General features: G+C 68.2%; 13 protein-coding genes and 3 pseudogenes. 8 read left to right on the top strand and 8 right to left on the bottom strand.

From position 1 onward, the window contains the following. Positions 1–404: 404 nt before the first annotated feature. Positions 405–764: an STAS domain-containing protein gene (locus Raf01_RS47385; protein WP_203924758.1), complete on the bottom strand. Its 360-nt coding sequence runs from the start codon at positions 762–764 to the stop codon at positions 405–407. A 349-nt stretch (positions 765–1,113) separates the two neighbouring features. On the opposite strand from Raf01_RS47385, the pseudogene Raf01_RS47380 reads away from it, so the two are divergent. After that, a pseudogene (locus tag Raf01_RS47380) lies at positions 1,114–2,511 on the top strand (IS1380 family transposase); the annotation flags it as partial. Positions 2,512–2,629: 118 nt separating this feature from the next. On the opposite strand, the gene Raf01_RS50375 reads toward Raf01_RS47380, so the two are convergent. After that, the gene (locus tag Raf01_RS50375; RefSeq protein WP_239134555.1) at positions 2,630–2,968 is read right to left on the bottom strand and encodes a hypothetical protein; all 339 of its coding nucleotides are present in this window, start codon (positions 2,966–2,968) and stop codon (positions 2,630–2,632) included. Here Raf01_RS50375 and Raf01_RS51155 point away from each other — a divergent pair. Continuing rightward, positions 2,861–3,097 (top strand): annotated as a pseudogene (locus Raf01_RS51155) (GNAT family N-acetyltransferase); the annotation flags it as partial. The gene Raf01_RS50375 and the pseudogene Raf01_RS51155 sit on opposite strands and share 108 nt — an antisense overlap. Positions 3,098–3,274: 177 nt before the next feature. Here Raf01_RS51155 and Raf01_RS50370 read toward each other — a convergent pair. The 6 genes from Raf01_RS50370 to Raf01_RS47350 all read right to left on the bottom strand — a co-directional run bounded on the left by Raf01_RS50370 (position 3,275) and on the right by Raf01_RS47350 (position 14,126). Beyond that, positions 3,275–4,285 (bottom strand): hypothetical protein, encoded by a 1,011-nt coding sequence (locus tag Raf01_RS50370; RefSeq protein ID WP_239134554.1) that lies wholly within the window; start codon positions 4,283–4,285, stop codon positions 3,275–3,277. A gap of 615 nt (positions 4,286–4,900) precedes the next feature. Continuing rightward, a complete protein-coding gene (locus tag Raf01_RS47370; protein ID WP_203924756.1) occupies positions 4,901–5,965 on the bottom strand; it encodes a DUF2637 domain-containing protein in 1,065 nt (354 codons plus the stop codon). Positions 5,966–6,105: 140 nt separating this feature from the next. Further along, entirely contained in the window at positions 6,106–8,889 is a 2,784-nt protein-coding gene (locus Raf01_RS47365) for a bacterial transcriptional activator domain-containing protein (protein WP_203924755.1), read from the bottom strand. 506 nt (positions 8,890–9,395) lie between these two features. Further along, positions 9,396–10,019, bottom strand: a complete 624-nt coding sequence (locus Raf01_RS47360; protein WP_203924754.1) for a hypothetical protein — start codon at positions 10,017–10,019, stop codon at positions 9,396–9,398. A gap of 98 nt (positions 10,020–10,117) precedes the next feature. Next, on the bottom strand, positions 10,118–12,199 hold the full coding sequence (locus tag Raf01_RS47355; protein ID WP_203924753.1) for an AfsR/SARP family transcriptional regulator: 2,082 nt from the start codon (positions 12,197–12,199) through the stop codon (positions 10,118–10,120). Between the two features lie 34 nt (positions 12,200–12,233). Further along, positions 12,234–14,126, bottom strand: coding sequence for an Hsp70 family protein (locus Raf01_RS47350; protein ID WP_203924752.1), 1,893 nt, complete (start codon positions 14,124–14,126; stop codon positions 12,234–12,236). Between the two features lie 558 nt (positions 14,127–14,684). On the opposite strand from Raf01_RS47350, the gene Raf01_RS47345 reads away from it, so the two are divergent. The 6 genes and pseudogenes from Raf01_RS47345 to Raf01_RS47315 all read left to right on the top strand — a co-directional run bounded on the left by Raf01_RS47345 (position 14,685) and on the right by Raf01_RS47315 (position 20,269). Continuing rightward, positions 14,685–14,942 (top strand): hypothetical protein, encoded by a 258-nt coding sequence (locus tag Raf01_RS47345; RefSeq protein WP_203924751.1) that lies wholly within the window; start codon positions 14,685–14,687, stop codon positions 14,940–14,942. Positions 14,943–15,008: 66 nt separating this feature from the next. After that, positions 15,009–15,443, top strand: a pseudogene (locus Raf01_RS51150) (DddA-like double-stranded DNA deaminase toxin); the annotation flags it as partial. Continuing rightward, positions 15,440–15,856 (top strand): Imm1 family immunity protein, encoded by a 417-nt coding sequence (locus tag Raf01_RS47335; RefSeq protein ID WP_203924749.1) that lies wholly within the window; start codon positions 15,440–15,442, stop codon positions 15,854–15,856. The pseudogene Raf01_RS51150 and the gene Raf01_RS47335, both read left to right, overlap by 4 nt. Before the next feature lie 684 nt (positions 15,857–16,540). Further along, positions 16,541–17,059, top strand: coding sequence for a reverse transcriptase family protein (locus Raf01_RS47330; protein ID WP_203924748.1), 519 nt, complete (start codon positions 16,541–16,543; stop codon positions 17,057–17,059). After that, positions 17,014–17,916: a reverse transcriptase domain-containing protein gene (locus tag Raf01_RS50365; protein ID WP_239134553.1), complete on the top strand. Its 903-nt coding sequence runs from the start codon at positions 17,014–17,016 to the stop codon at positions 17,914–17,916. The genes Raf01_RS47330 and Raf01_RS50365 overlap by 46 nt, the downstream gene beginning before the upstream one ends. A 562-nt stretch (positions 17,917–18,478) precedes the next feature. Next, a complete protein-coding gene (locus Raf01_RS47315; protein WP_239134552.1) occupies positions 18,479–20,269 on the top strand; it encodes a reverse transcriptase/maturase family protein in 1,791 nt (596 codons plus the stop codon). The last annotated feature ends 239 nt before the right edge of the window (positions 20,270–20,508 follow it).

Raw genomic sequence — 20,508 nt, 5'->3', positions numbered from 1 at the left:
GGGTCACACCGCGATCGGTTTCCCACCGCAACAACGGCGAACCCAACATCGCCCGCGCTACCTGCCGCGCCAACCGCCGGCCCAACGACCTCATCGATTCCGTGACCAGGAGTTACCCGACTACGAAATGACCCTGCCCCGCGTGCATCATTGTTTCGCGCGATGGCCGGTCGGAGGCGCCGGCTCGTCTGGCGAATCCAACGCCCAGCATGCGGTACGACGGCTGCCGCCACACCGCCAGCCTGCGCTGGCCGCCGATCGGTGCCAGCTCAGCGCGTCGAGAGTCCGGGAGCGGGGTCTGGGCGCTACGACGACGGTTGCTCTTCGCTGCATGAGCCCCTGCAGAGCCGGACCGAGCGAAGCCGGCCGCCCAGCAGTGGTTCCGTTTCCGCTCGAGACTCCCGCTACCGGCACGCATTTCCGGCACGTTTCTCAGCTGCGCCGCGTCGACCTGTATTCGTGGTAAGCGGCTCAAGCACACCCACAACGTCCAGGACCTCCTGCACCATCCCCCGGGCGTGACTGACGTGCAACACGCAGCCGACGTGATTAGCGGCTCTGAAGGCGGCGACCAGCGTCCCGATGGAGGTGGAATCGATGTAGTTGACCTCGCCCAGGTCCACCTCGACAGTAACCGTATCCGGCTGGCCGATCGCGGCCGCGAGCACCTCGCCTAACTCATCGACGGTACTCAGGTCCAGTCCACCAGCCAGCCGCACGCTCAGGCGGCCGCCAGTCCGGTCGACCTTGTACAACAGGTTCATGCCGCTCACCCCCCGATCACATGCGTGACCTCTCGATGGACTCGGGCTTCACTCCACCTTTCACCTCGTCCATGCGGGATGCAACCGCGAACGCCAACCGGGCGCCTTCCCGCCCGCCAGACGCTGGCTATGATCTCGCCCCGTCAAACGGACTTGCTATGAGTCGTTGGCCTCAACTCCCCCTGACAGACACGGAGGTGCCGAGGCGAGGTTTGCATCCTGTACGTCTAAACCCGAATCCACCGATGATCATGGTGAGGGCGTGCCGGAGCGTGAGAATGCCCTTCCGGGGCAGCAGAATTGGGCTTGCTGAAGGTCCATGTCTGCTGCGGGGAAGGGCATCTCGTAGGTGCGACTATCTCATACTCGGGCGGTGGCTGCCGCTGTCTTCGACGAGCCGAATTTGGTGTCGGCGGCTGGCCTGGTGCCGGTGTTGGCGTTGGCCGGGCGTGTGGGCTGCAGGAACTGGCTGACGAGTTCCTGACGGTGCCGACGGACAAGGGCGCGCATGCCAGGGCGAAGGTGGCTTCGCTGGTCGCGGGGATGGTCGCTGGTGCGGACAGTATCGATGACATGGCGCTGTTGCGGCACGGGGCGATGGGTAAGGTGTTCGATCGGCCGTACGCGCCGTCGACTCTGGGGTCGTTCCTGCGGTGCTTCCGGTTCGGGCATGTTCGCCAGCTCGACGCCCTCGCGGCCCGGGTGCTGGCGGGTCTGGCCGCCGCGACCCCGGTGGTCGCCGCGTGGGCGGGCGGGTGCTGGTCGATATCGACGACACGATCGTTGAGGTACACGGCCACGCGAAGCAGGGCGCCGGGTTCGGCTATTCAGGGGTACGCGGGTTGAACGCGCTGCTCGCCACCGTGTGCACCGGATCGGCGGCGCCGGTCATCGTGGCGCAACGGCTGCGTCAGGGCGCCTGCGGGTCGGCGCGCGGCGCGGTCTGGCTGGTCGCAGACGCCCTGTCCGCCCTGGCCCGACTACGAGCGACCGGTCAACCCGGGCCTGATGCAGCGGGATGGGTGCTGGTCCGCGCAGACTCAGCGTTCTACGCCCCACCCCACGATCGTCGCGGCGTTACGCGCCGGGGCCGATGTGTCGGTGACGGTGCGGCTGAACTCCAGGGTCAAGGCTGCTATCGCGGCCATCGGTCATAAGGTATGGCAGCCGATCCAGTACACCGACGCGGTGTTCGACGAGCTGACTGGCAGGTGGATCTCCCGCGCCGAGGTCGCCGAGATCCCGTTCACCGCGTTCAGTTCCGCCAGAAAAGCCGAACGGGTGCCCGGCCGGCTTGTCGTGCGCCGGATCCCCGAGCTGAACCCGAAAGCCCACAGGCCAGGGCACCCTGTTCGATGTATAGCGGTTCCACGCGTTTTTCACCACCACCGACCCGGACCTGCTCGACACCGTGGCCGCGGACAAGACCCACCGCGGCCACGCCATCGTCGAACAGGTCCACGCCGACCTGAAGAACTCCGCTCTGGCTCACCTGCCCAGCGCGACGTTCACCGCCAACGCCTCCTGGCTCGTGCTGGCCTGTATCGCCTTCAACCTCACCCGGGCAGCCGCCACCCTGACCGGCCCGCGGCTGGCCACAGCAACCACCGCCACCATCCGCCGGAACCTGATCACCGTCCCGGCCCGGATCGCCTACTCAGCCCGCCGCTTAACCCTGCACCTACCAACAGCCTGGCCCTGGCACACCGCGTGGACCCGACTGTTCACCCACTCCTGCGGACCGCCCCGATCAGCAACCGCCCGACCACTCGCCGCGCGCGGCCTGACCCCATCAACAGCAGAAGCCGGCCATACCGGCGATCCCACCGTCTCCACCGACGACCATCTATCGATAACCATCACCGCTAGGCAGTCGGAATCCCCACACCAACACCATCGGTGGGTCCGGGTTGAGGGAGCGTGCGATGGCGCCGGAAGACGAACCGATCGTGCGAGACGCTCGGGACGACGATGTCGCGGCCATCTGCCGATTCGGCGAGGCACACATTCGACCGCACTACGCGCCCCTGATCGGCGCTGCGGCCGCTGATGAACAGGTCCGCAGCTGGTGGAACGAGGCGCAGGTCGGCGCGGCCGTGACCGATCGTCTGGTGGTCGTCGCCGAGGCCGACGGGCAACTCGTCGGGGTCGGCCAGCGCGGGCGCAGGGGCACCGACCACGTGGTCTACAAGCTCTACGTTCATCCCCGGTATTGCGGCCGTAGGCTGGGTCCGCGGCTGCTCGAAGCCCTCACCAGGCAACTGCACGAGGGCGCTGATCGGCTTTATATCGAGCATTTCGCGGCCAACGAGCGCGCCGGCGCGTTCTACGAGCGTGAAGGTTCACCATGGAACGGATCGAGCCAATTCCGACCGCACATCCCGCACTGGCCTTTTTGTGGCGTTCACGAGAGATCGTCGACGGCTGAGAACGCGGTGCTCTACCGGCTGCCGCCGACGGCACGGCGGAACGTCATCCGGACGCTCCAAGGCATGCCCCGGACTGTGCGATCAGGACGGCAGGGCCGACGAGGCGCGACGGTGGTGGGCGAGGAACAGCAGAATCAACAGAAGGAAGGGCAGCTCGACAAGCGCGCCGAGCTGGCTGTCGGTGAAGTTGAACAGCTGAGTGACAAAGAGGTCGATGTAGAGCGCGGCCATCAGGTAGCCGATGGCGGACCGGCGCCTGTGTCGCCAACGGAGTGCGCCGGTGATGGCCAGCACCGCCTCCACTGTGCGGGAGACCGTGCTGGCGAAGATCGCGCCTTGTTCCTGGCCGGGATGGAGGTGGTGGCCGGCCAGTACCCATGCGGCTTGTCCGAGGAAAGCAGACGCGGCGGCGCTGCGCGACAGAGCGAACAGCACGATCAAGCCGACCGCGACCCACGACCGGTCCGCGAGGCGGCGGGCGGCGGCCGACCCCGTGCGCATGACGGATCGCAGCGGCGAGGGTGCGGTGCGGTCGGGTGCGAGGTCGACAAGCCGCTGGATCAGGTGTGCCTCTTCGCTCTCGCGATCGGCGAGCAGCCGTGCCACGCGGGCTCGCTCGTCGGAGGTGAGGCCGTTCGCGAGTCCGGCTCCGGCGATCACAGCCGCGTCGGACAGATCGTCGGGCTGTAGGGTCCCGGCCGCGGCGGACTGACGGGTGTTCCAGGCCCGGTATCGCGCCGACAAGAACGCCAGGAGGGCGAAGAAGACGTAGATGACCGCGGCTGCGGGCCGGAAAAAATAGTCGTTGTTCCGCGTGATGAACTTGCCGACCTCATCGATGAACAGCCCGCATCCCACACCGGCAAGCACGGCGGCGGCGCGGCGTGCGGCGTGCCCGGCGAAGGACAGCGTCGTCACGACCCCGACCAGCAGCAGGAGCCCACCCCAGAGCGCGTGAGCGATATGCAGGCTACCGTTGCCCACCTGCGGGTACCCGAGGGCCGCCAGGCAGGCCCGGGTCACCAGAACGGTCGCGATGCCGACCACCAATAGCAACTGCACGTTGCCCGCGCCATCCGGCAACCAGGTCAAACGTCGGATCCGTTGTATGGTGACATTCGGCATCATTTGCCGAGCCTAACCCGCGCTGTCTCGGGGACCGGTGGCGAGACTAAGCCTAAAGAAGACGGTCGCCGAGTTGGTGGCATCCCCGGCGCGCGTGTACGTCATCACGGGACCTCCCGGCAGCGGCAAGACTCGCCTGACCTATCACCTCGCCGAAGAGGTGGACATGGTCGACTTCCAACTTCACATTGCGGACGGGTGGGCTACCCGTCCAGTTGATCTGGCTGCCGAAATCCTGCGGGCGCCGAGCCACCGCTGGCCCTCGATCGGGAATGCTCCATGCTCATCCGTCCCTCGTCATAGTCATCGACGGCCCGAAGACCGGAGAGCAGCTCCACGAATTGTGTCATCAGGTTGATCTGGTGCTGATCGATCTAATGCGGTTCTGCCTGGTCACACGGACGCCACCGGAGGTGCAGTTCTCGACGTATCCGGTGCTGGCGGAGACCGTCATGCGCCGGCCGGGAGGTGTCGCCGGGATCTCCCTGCAGCTTCCGCCATGGAGCCTTGGCCAAGCACGCGCGGTGTGGGAACGCAGTCGTGTCGCTGAGGAGCCACGCTTCGATCGGCTCCCCGGCCGCGCTAAACAATTGGCCCGGGTCCGGCTGCTGTAGTGGCTGTGGCGTGGACTTGTCGATAGCGGCGGACTGCGCGTCGTCCGACGCCGGTGGCGTCGTTGGTGCGGCCTGCGGCCCGGGCCAGGTCGGCACCGGAAGGCTCGTGTCCGGCCGCCGTCGCCTGCTGCCATGCGCTGTACATGAGCGAGTCTTGGACGCTGACCGGCTCATAGATTGAGTCACGGCAGATGCGGGTGGGGACGGTGGGGCTCGCGGCCGGTCTGACGGCCAGTGCCCTGGCGGGGCGATGCGGTGGGCGCGGCTGGTCGGACTCGTCGTTGCCTGGAACAGATTCGATGGGGCGGGAGTCTTCTCCAGTGGGTGAAAAGCGAGCCTGGTTGCTGGTATGGGAGACGGCCTGTGGATCGGCGATGCCGATCAGCCGGGTCGGTGCCAGGTCGGCGGTGATGAGCGCGGTGAGCGTGCCGTAGTCGGCGCTGTCTGCCAATCGCGCGGCGATCTGCGCCATGTCGTAGACGGCGACGGCGATGTTCGCGGTTGCCGGATCGACCGCGGTACGGATCTTGCGGTGCACCACCCGGGCGATCGCTCGGCGTCGCCGCTGTTGTCGCAATTGTTCCCCAGCAGTGGCCAACGATCCGTACAGGCCGAGCGTCGGTTCGGCTTTCGCGAGCGACTTCGCGCGCAGGGTGAGCATCGGGTGGCGCAGCCAGTGTGCAATCAGTTCGTAGGCGGGTGTGGTGGGTGGGAGGTTGCCGGTGATGCGCAGTCGGTCGCGGCGTTGGTTTTCGGTGTGCATGTGCCAGACGAGGTAGCCGAGGGCGGACATGCCGGCGAAGAATCCGCCGAGCAGGTGGTTGGTGTGGGCGGCCCAGTTGAAGGTCACCGCGCCGGAGGCGATGGCTGCCGATAGCAGCCGTGAGGCGATGGCGCGTTCGCCGAGGCGTCGGCGTACGTCGGCGTTGGCGAGGACGACGATGCCGCCCAGTTCCAGTGCGGCGAGGGCGGGGATGGCCGTGAGCAGGGGGATGTGCAGTGTTTGTGTGGCGCCGGTGACCTGTCCGGTCAACGCGACCAGGAGTACGACGACGTAGAAGCATTGCCGCATGGCGCTGGTCAGTCGCAGCGCACGGCGCAGCTGACCGTCAAGGTCGATGCCCGGTGCCGGGCTGGTGGGACGCGGAGACGGGGAGGGTGTGGTCACCGTGGTCAGCCCTCCTGCGCGTCGCGGTGGGCCGGTGCTGGATCGCTGCGGCCGGCGGCGGGTTTGGGTGTGTCCGAGGTCGGCGGTGGCGGGTCGGTGCTGGGTCGGGTGTGTTGAAGCTGTGCGGCGAGGGTGAGGGTCTGCGCCGACGGTCGTTCGTCGATGTCGTTGAGGGCGTTGCGGAGTCGGTCGAGGCGGACGTGGATGCCGGCGGTGTCGCCGATCGCGGATAGCGCCTGGATGGCGTGCTGGGCGACCTGTTCGTCGAGGGGGTCGAGGTCGGCGGCGGCTTGGATGAGGTCGGCGGCGGTGTGTGGCTGGGTGGGGGCGAGCAGCTGCGCGAGCTGGAGTCGGGCCTGGATGCCTTGCCGGGTCAGCTGGTAGCGGTGCTGGTCGATCCAGTCATATTCGTAGCCTTCGGCGATGGTTGCGGTGTGGGTGGCGATGGCCTTGCCCAGCGCTGCGGCCCGGTCGTCGGGTTCGGTGGCGGTGGTGGCGCGGGTCAGGGCGTCGGCCAGGCGCCAGATGTCGATCTCGAGCAGTTTGGGGTTGAGGTGGTAGCGGCCGCCGGTGTTGATGACGGGTTTGATGCTGGGGTCTGCGGCGGCGTCGCGGATGCAGCGGCGGAGGTTCGCGGTTTCGGTGGACAGGCGTTGGGCAGCGCGTCGACGGGTGGCGGTGGGCCAGAACGCTTCCATGATGTCGGGTATGTCGGCGCCGTAGCGGTGGATGGCGAGGTAGACCAGCAGTTCTCGGGCGTGCAGGCGCAGCCCGGCGACGGGTTGGTTGTGATGGTTGAGGATGGCGGGTTCGCCGAGCAGGCGGATGCGGACTCGTGTCTGGTGATGCTGGCCGTCATTTGGTGAGGCGGGCGGTTCCGACGATTGGCGGTGGTCGGGCACTGGGGTCGGGCTGGTTGCTGGGGATCCGTCGGGAGGTGCTGGCTGGTTGGGGGTGGCGGGGTTGTTGGCGGGCCCGTTGTCGGTGTTGACGGGTTGGCCGGTGTGGGCTTCGTGGAGGACGGTGAGCAGTTGCACGGTGGTCGACGTGTCGAGGATCGCCAGCCGGGGTGCGTCGCCGTTGGTGGGCCGGCCGTGGCTGTCGATGGTGAGGGTGTCGCCGGCGGGCCACGGGCCGAGGATGGCGGCGCTGATCTGCAGCGAGGTGCCTAGCCGTAGGGCGTTGCTGAGTCGGGTGGTCAGGTGCGGTGGTGGCGATGCGGTCAGCAGCAGGACCGGGGGCATCGGTGGGTGGTAGGGATCCTTGTCGCGCATGCTGGCCAGGTCGTCGGCGTCGTGGTCGCCGAGCAGCCGGCGGCGTTCGATGAGCAGATCCTCGACGTGGGTCAGCGCGTCGGTCAGGTCGTCGGTGACCCTCAGGCGGGGCATGGGGCGCATCTGGTCGGCGTGGTCGTCGAGCAGCTGGGTGAGGGTGTCGGTGGTGGTGATGAGGTGCCCGCGGGCGTCGGGGTCGTCGGGGCTACCGGCCGAGAGGGTGGCGACGAGCAGGGCGCGGGCGGCGGCGTGGGCGCCGTCGCCGGTCAGGCCGAGCCCGATGGCCGGCAGGGCGTTGGGTAGTCCGCTGAGTTGCGGGCCGCTGGGGCCGATCGGTGGGAGCGGCTCGGCGCCGCCGTCGTCAAGCTCGGCGGGGTCGGCGGGTTGGTCGGAGGGTCGGGGTAGCAGGTCAGGGGCCCGGTGGCGTAGGCCGCGGCGTAGCTGGGTGATGGCCGGTGGCAGAGGTTTCAGGTCGGGGTCGTCGTCGGCGGGTTCGGTCAGTGGTCGTGGGGTGTAGCGGCGGCGTCGTTGCAGCCAGACCATGGAGGCGGCGGCGGTCAGGGAAGCGGCCAGAGCGACGGTGACCCAGTTGCCGTCGGGCAGGTGGATGCCGGGGTGGTGATCGGGCGAGCGTCGTGGTGTGGGGGCGGCTGCCGGTGCGTGGAAATGGCTGGGTGCCGGTGGCGTGATGGTATCCGGCGCCGCGGCGGTCGTCGTGGGGGAGGGCGCGATCGGATGCGGCGCCGGAGCGGCCGGAGTTTTGGGCGGTGGGGGTGCCGGTTCGGTGTGCGGTGGAATGGCGTCCTGCGGCAGGGTCAGTACCCAGCCCGGTTCGATGTGGTCGCCGTGTTCCATCTTGCCGTGGTGGTCGTAGCGGGACTGGTTGAGGTGGTAGATCTGCGGCCAGCGGGCCGGGTCCCTTAACTGTCGCTGCGCGATGCGCCACAGGGTGTCACCACGGTGAACGGTGTAGGTCAACGGTTGGCTGCTGCCGCCCGCTGCTGCAGCGGCGGGGGAGAGGGGAGTGGCGGTCGGCGGTGTCGGTGTGTGAGTGGATGCAGCGCTGGGTGTGCTGGGGGTCGTGGAGGACGCGGGTGGGTGCTGGGTGCGGTCGGTGTGGGTCAGTCCGATGTGGGTGGTCGGTGGTGCGGCGCTGGCGGCGGTGCTGGCGCCGCTGACGGCGATGGTGCCGAGCACGGCGGCGGACAGGCTCTGCAGTGGTCCGGGCAGTCGCATGCGTGGCAGCCACCGGCACCACCAGACCAGTCGCTGGTAGATGGCCGCCAGGGCGGCGCAGGCGAGTGCAGCCCACAGAAGCCAGCCGAGCAGGATGAAGCCGGTGATGGCGGTGGGGCGGGTCAGTGGTTCGGCGGCGAAGGTGGCCAGTTGGTGGTGGGTCGGTAGGTGGTGAGGGATCTCGGGTCGTCCCGGTGCGTGCAGCAATCCGATCGGCAGGCCGACCAGGAGCACGGCGGGCCACCACCACGAGGCGACGGTACGTGCCAGACGACGCATGGGCACTCCTCACCCATCAGAGGGCGTGCGTCATCGCCCGGGCCGGCGGTGCCGGTCGGTGACGCGCCAACGTGTTGTGCGCGCATCCCGCCGCCGATGTCGGCTATGACGGTGCGCTCTGACGCCCTGACGTTAAGCCGGAATGTCTCGGTCTTGAAGGGTCGGCGGAGTGTGACAATGTAACAAGATCTAACACCGCAGGTCAGCGGCAGGATCGTTAGTTGGCGCGGGCCCTCGATGATCGATGCCTGGACGAGCGAGCGTCAGGCGCCGGCGGGCTGAGAACGCGCGCCGCCAGACCAACAGCGATGTCTGGTTCGAGCCGAGCCCAGGTACTCGTCGACCAGCTGCACTCCGTGCTTCGCACGAGGCGTACGCGCTTGACTCGCGCGGCCAGGGGTGTAGCGGCCATCCCCGAGCCCATACAGCACGTCATCCAGAAGCGCTGCCACTACGGCCGGCGGGTCTGGGCGCTCGCCGGCTATCGCGGGTTCCGCCCGCTGGGGTCAGGGGCAGAGGATCTGGCCGGTGTCCGTGTCGAGCAGCACTTCGTTGAGATGTCCTGGCACCGGGTCGACAGACCACTGCTGGTAGTCGTGGCCGTCCAACCGCATCTCGTCGGAGACCAGGTGTAGCGCGCGGCGTACCGAGCCCGGACATTGGGCGGCGATGTAGGTCCGGGGTTTGATGTCGTGGTTGAGGTTGGAGATGTAGACGGTACCGGGGTCGCCGATGGTCCAGTTGCCGAATCCGTGCAGCAGCGTGCCGAATTCCAGCATGGCGAGGACGAAGATCACCACACGCTCCGCCTTGTCCGTGCGCGTGGTCGCCGGCCGGAACAGCCACGAGCCACGCCTGGGCGGGTAGATGTGCGCGTCGAGCCGCGGGAGGATCCGGATGGCCCACAGTGCCGCCACGACCAGCCCGAGTGGGACCAGCGGGACGCCGATGCCACACCGGGTCAGCCACCGCCGCCGGGACACGTTCGCGGCCGGCCATACCGGTACCGGAATCCTTGCCATCTCGATCACAGCGATCACCACGAGCACGACGCTCACGGCGAGGGACACCGACAGGAAGTCCCTGAGGGTCGCCGGTGGGATGGGGTGGTTGATAAAGAAATCGGACACGGCTGTCCTACTCGTCGTGGGGAGGCCGGACTATACCGCCGCGCCGGGGAAGGCAGGAAGCTCACAAGACAGGGTGATCGATGCCCGGTCGGATCGGGTCAGCCGGTTCGCCCGGCCGGGTCGTGCGGGGTGAGGGCCGCGACACGGCGCCGTAGCTCGTCGTTGTCGGGAGCGATGCGCAGCCCCGCGCGTAGCAGGGCCAGCGATGCGCCCGCATCGGGCGCAAGGTCGGCCAGGGTCAGGTGGGCGTCGAGCACCTGTCGGCGGATGGTTTCCCGGGGTGGGTCGAGCCATGGCCACGGCCATCCTTCGGCCAGGTCGTGGTGGTAGTGGTCGATGGCCTCCCGCAGAGCGGTGATCTGCTCGTTGGTGGTGGCCGCGGTCGTGGCCGCCTCGATGGCGTCATCCAGTTGCCACAGGTCGACGTCGAGGTGCTGCGGGTTGAGGCGGTAGCGTTCGTCGGCGTGCAGGACCACTGGGCCGTCCGCGACCGGGGTGATGGCGTCGCGGAGGGTTTTGACGGTGGTGTAGATGCGGCGGGCGACCGTGTGGGTGGGCAGGTCTGGCCACAGCGCGGCTCCCAGTTCGCCGGTGGTCAGGCCGTTGCGGTGCAGGGCGAGCAGGACCATGATGGGCAGGCCCGCGCTGCGTGGGATCTGCAGCGGGATCTGCGAGCCTGGTGCGAACAGGGCGGGCTCTCCCAGGGCGCGCAACCGCATCACCGCCTGAACGTGGGCGTGCGGTGGTTGTGGCCGTGCCAGCGGTGTCGGAGGGTGCGTCTGCGTCGGTATGGCCGGCGTCGGCGTGGGTTGGCTGGCTTGCCGGCAGATGGTGAGCAGGTCGGCTGCCGCAAGCGGGGACAAGGTGCTGAGGCGGGTTGCCGGCGATGCGCCGTCGGCCGTGATGGTGCCGCCGGGGTGGACTGTCCAGGTGCGGCCGCGCCATTGGCCCAGCAGCAGTCCGGTGATCTGCTGTGCTGCGGCGAGGGTGAGCAGCATCGTCAACCGGTGGGCGGTGGCGGTGTCGGTGGGTGCTGGTGCGATGAGCAGCAGCGGGAAGGTGTCCGCGGGCGTGGGTGGCGGTGTGGTGGGTGTGGGTACACGCCGCGCGGCACGGCTCAGCGCGACGTTCTCCGCCAGCATCAGCGCATCAGCCAGTTCGTCGGCCACGTGCAGCCCTGGGGTGTCGGCCAGGTCGTCGGAGGCGGGACCGAGAAGCGTGCGTAGGCAGCCGGTGGTGGTGATGACGCGGGGGTGGGTACCGGTGGCCGTGGTGGGCAGCAGGGCGGCGATCAGGGCGCCGCGGGCGGCGTCGGCGGCGGCGGGTCCAGTCAACCCGACTCCGTGGGCGGGCAGGTCCGCGGGGAGCAGGACGTGTCCGCGGGTGTATCCGACCGCGACCAGGTCGGTGGCTGTGTCGGTGATGGTCGCGGTGCCGGCCGGCTGGGTGGTGTGCTCGGGTGGCTGGTCCGGGGGTGGCTGCAGTTGGGCCTGGATCGCGGTGACGGTGGCCGGCAGCGGCGCGAGGTCGGGGTCGTGGCGGGTGCTGCCGGTCAGCGGTCGGGGGAGGTAGTGGCGGCGGCGTTGCCGCCACACCACGGAGGCCGACGCGGCGATCGCGGCGGCGGTGTGGTGGGTCAGCCATCCGCCGCCGTCGGGCAGGGCCACCGCGAGCGTCTGCTCCGCGTCAGCGATGCTGGACGGCTGTGTGCCGGGATGCGTGGCGTTTCCCGCGTTGCCGGGCGCTGGGGTGCCGGGTGGGGTGGGCCAGTGTGGGGCGGCGGCCGGGGTGGGCGGATGCGGCGGGGTGGCGGCCGCTGCGGTGCCGGTGCCGAATACGGCTGCTCCGAGCAGGCCGTTGGCGGTGGCCTGCAGCGCGGCGGGTAGTGGTGGGAGCCGCAGCCGGGGACCCCGTCGGGTCAATCGCCGGATCCCGGTGGTGAGGTCAACCAGGACCGCGTAGACCAGTGCCGCCCACATCAGCCAGACCGCGATCGCGAACAGGTCGATCACGTGGTCGCGGGTCACCGGCTGGTCGAGGAACACCAGCCACTGGGATCGGGCCGGCAGGTGGTGGGGCAGCGGCCAGCCGATGTAGCGCATGAGCGCGGCGGGTGGGGTGGCGAGCAGGATCGCCAGCCACAGGCCGGCGCGCAGCCGGCGTAGCCACCGACCGGTCATCGGCGCCACCTCCGCCAGCTCCTGCCGAGGCTGGTCATACGGGTCGGGGCAGTGAGCCGTGGGGATGGTTGGCCAGCTGCCAGGCACGCCTGGCCCACCAGGCGGTGGCCGCGGCGATGTACAGGCAGGCCAGCACACCGATCGTGGCGGAGCTGATCACGGCGGCGGCGACCACGGCCAGCGGACCGGCAAGGATCAGCCGGTACCGCCACCGTCGTGTCACCACCATCGCCACTCCGAGGGCGATCAGCACGCCGCCGGTGCGGGCGAACAGGTTGAACAATGCTTCCTGCGAGGCGACCCGGTCCCCGTTGGCCCCTTCCTGCAGCAGCACCATGCCCACCGTGGTGACGAACACCGAGGCGATCGGGAAGTTCAGCCAGGCGTCCCAGCCTTGGGCCGGGATACGCCCGTACCGGGTGGCCAGGGCGGCGGTGGCGGTGATGACCGCGATCAGCGGCAGCAGAGGGATCAGCGCCCAGCGCAGGAACGGGGCGGGCGACCACTGCAGCATCGCCGCGTCGAACACCGCGTACAGGCCGGCCACCGCCGCGCCGAGGCCGCAGGCGGCCAACAGCGCGGTGCCGATCTGCTGCGTCGGTGCCGCGGGTTGCCCCGCCGCGTCGAGGGGGTTGTCGGCAGGGATGGCCGCGGCGAGGACCGTGGCCACGGTCAGGAAGGTCACCAGGGCCATCAGTGCGGCCAGGGCCAGCTCACCCCAGTCGGCCAGCAGGTAGGCGCGTGGGTCGTAGCCGATGCCGGGTGTCCGACTCAGGGTGGCGCTCTGCAGGAACTGCACCATCAGGCCCAGCGAGGCGACACCGGGCACCAGCCCGGCCCCTGCCCGTCGTAGCCCTGGCACCGGCGGCGCCGCCGGCACACTCACGTTCGAGGTGTCCACGCCTGGGCCGGTGGCGTGCGCCGAACCGAGGACCGCGGCCCGCTGCGGATCAGGGGCCACGGTCGGTGCCAGCCCAGTCGCCTGGGCCAGCATGCCAACCATCGCGGGGGACTGCGCGACTCCACCGACGCAGAACACCCCTGCCAACTCATCCGGCGGGACCTGTGCCGCATCCAGCGCCTTGCGCACGGCGTCCGCGGCCGCAGTCACCACCGGCTGGGCATCCGCCTGCATCCCGGCCGCGGTCACCACCACCGGCGGCGCCGACGGCAACGCCACCGTCACCGATGCCGCCTGACTCAACGCCTCCCGGGCGTCGCGGGCCGCAGACCACACCGCGATGGATTCACCCGGCGAGGACGGTGCCTGTCTGGCCCCGGCGGTGGCCAGGGCGGGCAGCTGCTGGGCCAGCACCTGATCCAACGCGAGACCGCCGGCGTTGGCGGCCTCGATCGTGGACAGCACCTCGAACCCGTACCGGGTCCGGCGCAACACACTGGCGGTGAACCCGCCACCCCAGTCACACAGCAGCAGAAACGATCCCACCATCAGCTGCACACCCGAGGCGACCAGGTGGCTGGCCGCCGCCGACGGGGCATCCACCAACGTCGGCTGGCCCAACCCGGCACGCCGCGCGGCCTCCCGCATCGCGGTGCGCCACCGTGGCCCCCAACTGGCCGGCACCACCAGCCGCACCTCACCCAACGGGGCCGCCCGCAGCCGGGCCGACGCCGCCTGGGCGACCCGCCGCAGCGTCGCGGCCACCACATCGACCGGGTCCACCTCGACACCGCCCAGGCCGACCCGATCCTGTCCCAGCCACCGTATCGGGGCCGAATCGAACCGGTCCCCGGCGCCGGCACCCAACTGCCACGCCGGCGCCCCGGTCACCCACGAACCGTCCTCGTTCAGGAACACCGCGCTGAGCAACCAGTCCGCACCGTCGAACCGCATCGGGGTCCACGCCCCGTCCGGGCCGACCAGCACCGCCGCCGTGGCCGCCGCACCGTAATCGACGCTGAGCACAACCTCCCCAGGATGCATGGCCACAGTCCTACCAGCATTCCATACCTGAATGTAACCCTCAGATGATCGTCAGTGACCATTGATAAACCTCAAACCTGCGAAGGCTTTTGGCGAAGACGCAGGTAAAGCAATGCGCCGACGGCGTCCGTAACTCGCATCCGCGCGATGGGGAAGCTCGTCGTGAAGATCTGCGTCGATCTCAGTGATCTGCAGGTACTCGAGCGCCTGCGGTCATCTGATCCTTCGGTCGCCATCATGGTGGCCTCCGCTCGTGCGCCCGGCATCGGTGGGCCCAGCCTTTGCTAGGTCCATCAAGACCAGTGGCCTGCGGGTGTGCGGCTGCCGGTCCCGGCTCGAATGTGAGCGGCGGGCAGCCATCCGCGGCATCCGCGTTTCCAGCCTCAGCGTTGGTCGTGCTTGTTGCGGCGTTGGCTTGGCCCTTGGGGTCTGGTTGTGCGTCACGCGCAAACAGTAGCCGCGCACGCAGTCAAAACTCATATACGTCGATGTATTCTTTGGTTGCCCTCGGTAATTGACTAGCTACCGAAGGAAGATGGGATGACGGCGACGGGCGACATCATCGCGGCGGTCCAAGTCCTCATTCAACAGCTGCACCAGTCGGTGACCGCGACCAACGCCGCTGCTCAACGGGCCGAGCAGGCCCGTGGCGCGGCGGCCGCGCTCGGACACGCGCAGGGCGTGGCAACCTTCGGCGCGATTCACCAGACGCTGGCCGAGGTTCAGCAGGGGATCGGTCCTCTCATCGATCGGGCACGCACCGCGATCACTCAGGCCCAGGCGGCCGAAGGTGGTTGAAGGAATCCACCGGCATCTCGTCCAGCCGCGACAGCGCCCCGCACCGTCGGTCCGGACCCACCCTCGTGGGTGCGCCAGGCCGCGGCCGGCCTGCCCAGGCGGCACGAGAACCAAGGCCCTACTCACGGCGAGCTGTTCGATCCCGCCGGCAATCCCTTACTCCCGGACGGAGTGCCTCTGGCCGGCGGGCGGGTACGGTCGGGAGATGACCCCGCGTTGCTGACCGGCCTGAACCTCAGCCCGAGAGAAGCCGCTTCCCGGTCTCTGCGCGGTCATGTGGAGGCGTATGTCGCCGCCTGGATGCGTGACCGGAAGCTACCGGACGACGTTGTCCTCGTCATCAATAACCGCGTCTGTCCAGGTCCGTTGAGCTGTCGGAACCTTCTTGGCAGCGTCATGAAACCCGGACACCGGATCACCGTCTACGAAACCGACCCCGACGGAACCCTGCGACGCCAGCCCAGGGTCTTTACCGGAACCGGGGAGAGGATCACGACATGACCACGTACACCATGGCGTGGGGCTGGGACGACGACGATCCCAGCGGGCAGCACACCATCCGCGTCCAGACTGTCGAGGACGTGGACACCGCCCTGAACCGGTTGGCATCCGACGGTGCGGTACGCGTGATCGACGTGTACGAGGGCGTGTGGGCCGAAGGGCAACCAACCCCACCCTACGGCTTCCAACTCGTCTGGGGCCATCCCGAGCGCGCCGCCTTGACCTGGCTCGGGGACGATCCGGCCATCGCGGCCGACCCATCGTTGCCCGAATGGACCGAGCCGATCCCCAACGACCAAGACGAGACCCCGCCGCACCACACCAGAATCACCCCAGCCCAGGTCCGCGAGGCCCTACACCAGTACATCCACACCCGGCGGCAGCCGACCAACGTGCGATGGGAGCAGCACTAGGAACCCGATGCCCATCTCGGAAGGCTGCTCGCTCGATCCTTACCAGATCAACGACAAGCTCGCTGAGTTATCCACACCACCCTTGTTGTCCACAAATGAGCCTTTTCCGTGCGCCCAGCAGAACGGAGGTTGACCGTGTAGGAGGTTGATCCTCGTTCGTAAGCTCGTCGTCGCTTGCCGGTGGAAGTCCGGTCCGGGTAGCTGCCAGGAGGCCCGGTAGCAGACTGGCGGCGCCGGGGGGAAACGCCCGGCGTCGAAGCCCAGTGTCGAAGGCCCTTTGAGGGGGAGCAACTGAGCGGTCCGTAGCGTGAAGCGAAGCCTGCGGCGTCGTTACTCAGCCAGCTTGCTGGCACGAGGGAGTGCCGAGCCCTTCGGAATCGGGGTGAAGGCCATGGAAGCGGTGTAGCGCCTGGATTGCAGCCGCGAGGGACTCCCCGGCGTATGGGGCGCGGAACGTTCAGATAGTGGCGGCGGGAACTGGGGAGACCCTCCCCGGCCCGGCAACCCGCGGATGGTGTTGCCGGAGCGTGGCGTCCTATAACCGATGATCTCGGGAAGTGGATCGCTGGTCGGGAGGGAGTCGGAGGCGGTCGTAGTACCGATTGAGCCGGGCGGACAACAGAACCGTCGGTGATGGGAAGGGCCGCTGCTTCGTCGATGTGTGTGGTGTGGAGGAGGGGCCTGGTGAGTGCCGTTACGGCTAGTATCGCCGCATCGGGATCGATCCTTGATCCGGTCCGTGCCTTGCAGCATGCGCTGTACCGGGCGGCCAAGGCCGATCCCGGACGTCGGTTCCACGCGCTACGGGACAAGGTCTTCCGCAGAGACGTCTTGTGGCGGGCGTGGGTCGCGGTGCGCCGCAACGATGGTGCGCCGGGCATCGACAGGACCACCCTGGACCAGGTCGAGCAGTACGGGGTGACCCGACTGCTGGACGAGTTGGCCGACGAACTGAAGACGGGACGGTATCGGCCGTTGCCGGCGCGTCGGGTGTTCATCCCGAAGCCCGACAGCAGCGAGTTGAGACCGTTGGCGATTCCTGCGGTTCGTGACCGCATCGTGCAGGCGGCGGTGAAGATCGTGCTCGAGCCGGTCTTCGAAGCCAGTTCCTGCCGTGCAGCTTCGGGTTCCGCCCGAAACGTTCGGCGCACGACGCCTTGCAGGTCCTCATCGAGGAGTCCTGGCGGGGCAGGCGGTGGGTAGTCGAGACGGACATCGCCAACTGCTTCTCGGCGATACCGCACGACAAGTTGATGCAGGCGGTGGAGGAACGCATCTGTGACCAGGCGGTGCTCAAGCTGCTGCGGGTGATGCTGCGCGCGGGAGTGATGGAACACGGCCTGATCCGTCGGGAAGTGACCGGCAGCCCCCAGGGCGGTGTGATCTCACCGTTGCTCTGTAACGTCTACTTGCACCGGCTGGACCGGCAATGGTCGACGCGCGAGCACGGGGTGCCGGTCCGGTATGCCGACGACGTGCTGGTGATGTGTAAGTCCCGCGAGCAGGCCGAGGCCGCCCTACAACGGCTTCGGGATCTGCTGGCCGAACTCGGCTTGCAACCGAAGGAGGCCAAGACCAGGATCGTGCACCTGCAAGTCGGTGGGGAAGGCGTGGACTTCCTCGGCTTCCACCATCGACTCGTGCGGTCCCGGCCCCGCGATGGGCGACGCCCGTTCACCTTCCTCGCCCGCTGGCCCGCGGACAAGGCCATGCAGCACGCCCGCGACACGGTCCGCGCGTTGACCGTGCACGGCAGGCGGTCGCTGCCGGTGGCGCACGTCGTTCAGGAGATCAACCTGTTCCTGCGCGGTTGGGCCGGGTACTTCCGTTATGGACACTCGGCCGAGCGCCTCAGCAAGATCAGACGCTACATCCAAACCCGGATCGTGCAGTTCATCAGCCGCCGCCACCGGCGCAGCCGCGCCTTCGGGTGGTGGGTGCTGCATGCTGCCGACCCGCCGGAGTTCGGACTGATCAGCCTCTACGGAATCGTCGTACAACCCAGGGCTGGCAAGCCCTGGCGGGACAAGCCGAATGCCGGCGGTCAACGACGTCGGTAAGCCGTGTGCGGGAGAACCGCATGCACGGTGTGCGCCGTGAGGCGCTTCGTTGTATCCCCCGCGCAGCGGGGATGGACTCGGGGGGAGGTTCATGGGTTGCCCGGCTTACCTGGAGGGGAAACCTGTCGGGGACAAGAGCATGCCGGGGAAGCGGTGGTCGTCCGGAGGCGTCCAGGGCGGGGTGCCGCAAGACCCGCACGATATGGCCAAGGCTGGATTGCTTGAAGCCCAATCTCCAGTGGTGAAAGTGCGCACCCGCCGGAATGACGTCTGTAACCGGTGCCGCGCCATGTCCCGGCATGAACCGTGAGACGGGGCAACCTCCGTGGTGCGGAACGCCGCCCAGCGAGGGTGGTTAAGGAGATGAGTGGGCGGCCTACGTCGTGCTCGACACGTATGACGAAGACGTACCACGGGATCGCCTACGGGACGCGAGTCCTATGGCGACGGAGTGCCGGTAGTAGTCGCGGGCGTAACGACCCGTCAGGGAGGCCGGGAAAGCCGGACCACAGGGCGAAGCGGCACAGGTGATCACGATGTTCAGCGATGGGAGGTACGCGTGATGCGAAGCGCCGCAACAGTGCTGGATGTCATCCGGGAACGCGGCAGGCGGGGCCTGCCGCTGGAGAGACTGTATCGACAGTTGTTCAACCCGCAGTTGTTCTTGCTGGCCTACGGGCGCGTCTACGCCAACAAGGGGTCGATGACGCCCGGGGTCACGCCGGAGACCGTGGACGGCATGTCCCAGGCCAAAATCGGGGCGATCATCGACGCGTTGCGTCATGAACGCTACCGATGGCGGCCGGTCCGGCGGATCTACATCGACAAGAAGGGTTCGTCGAAGAAGCGTCCGCTGGGTCTGCCGACGTGGTCGGACAAGCTGGTCGCCGAGGTGGTGCGCCTGTTGTTGGAGGCGTACTACGACGTCCAGTTCTCCGACCGTTCCCACGGCTTTCGGCCGGGTCGAGGCTGCCACACCGCGTTGCGGGAGGTGGTCGAGGTCTGGAAGGGAACACACTGGTTCATCGAGGGAGACATCTCCAACTGCTTCGGCAGTCTTGATCATCAGATCATGACCTCGATGCTGGCGGAGAAGATCCACGATGGTCGGTTCCTGCGGCTGGTGTCCAACATGCTCACGGCCGGGTATCTGGAGGATTGGCGGTGGCACGCCACGTTGTCGGGCGCGCCCCAGGGTGGGGTTGCTTCACCCGTCTTATCCAACATTTACCTGGACCGGTTGGACACCTTCGTCGAGCAGACTCTGCTGCCTGAGTACAACCGCGGTGATCGGCGTCGCCGCAACCGCGCTTACGAGGTCGTCGATGACCAGATCGCCAAGGCCCGACGCCACGGCGACCGTGCGACAGTGCGCATGCTTACTCAGCGCCGTCGCCGGCTGCCCAGCCAGGACCCTAACGATCCGGACTACCGGCGGCTTCGGTATGTGCGGTACTGCGACGACTGGCTGCTGGGGTTCGCCGGCCCCCGGCACGAAGCCGAGCAGATCAAGACCCGGATCGGAATGTTCCTACGCGAGCAACTCAGGCTGGAACTATCCGAGTCCAAAACGTTGATCACCCACGCTGCCAGCCAGGCGGCGCGGTTTCTCGGCTACGAGATCCGCACCCAGTTGACCAACACGAAGCTCACCAAGGGACGTCGGTCGGTCAACGCGGCGATCGGGTTGTTCGTGCCCCGGGACGTCATCAGGCAGAAGTGCGGCAACTACATGCGTAACGGCGAGCCGGCGCAACGCGGTGCGCTGCTTCACGACCAGGACTTCACCATCGTCGCGAAGTACGCCGCCGAGTACCGGGGGCTGGTCCAGTACTACCTGCTCGCTCAGGATGTGTTCCGCCTGGAACGGCTGCGTTGGGTCATGGAGACCTCCATGCTCAAGACCCTCGCGGGTAAACACCGCTCCTCGGTCACCAAGATGGCCACCAAGTACAAGACGGTCATCGACACCCCGGCCGGGAAACGGACCTGTCTCCAGGTCACCGTCCCACGCGACAAGGGCAGGAAACCGCTGGTTGCCCGCTTCGGCGGGATCCCGCTCAAACGCCAACGCAACGCGGTCCTCACCGACCTGACACCGGTCATGGCCAGCACCAAGCGCAACGAGCTGATCCACCGGCTCCTCGCCGACTGCTGTGAGCTCTGCGGTTCGCGGAACCAGATCGAAGTCCACCACATCCGCAAGCTCGCCGACCTCAACCGCCACGACCGGCCCGACAGGCCGGCATGGGTGCACCTCATGGCCAAGCGGCGCCGCAAAACCATCGTCATCTGCCGCCCCTGCCACGAGGACATCCACGCAGGCCGCCTCAACGCACCGACCCGGAACTGATCACTGGAGAGCCGTGTGTTGCGAAAGTAACCAGCACGGTTCGGGAAGAGGCCGACGGAAAAGGACCCGAACCACGGGCACCTCGCCGGCGGCCCACTTCACTTGACGGGCGGGAGCTGGAAACGGAGCATACCCTGGCCACGGTCACGGCAGTGGGACACCCTGATGGGAAACCACAGGCACTCGAAGGCTGCCGGACCTACCGCCACCAACATGCCACCGCGCCAGCTCCCGACCCT

The organism is Rugosimonospora africana (genome assembly GCF_016862975.1).
GTDB lineage: Bacteria > Actinomycetota > Actinomycetes > Mycobacteriales > Micromonosporaceae > Rugosimonospora > Rugosimonospora africana.
This window is presented reverse-complemented; position numbering and strand designations above follow the sequence as displayed.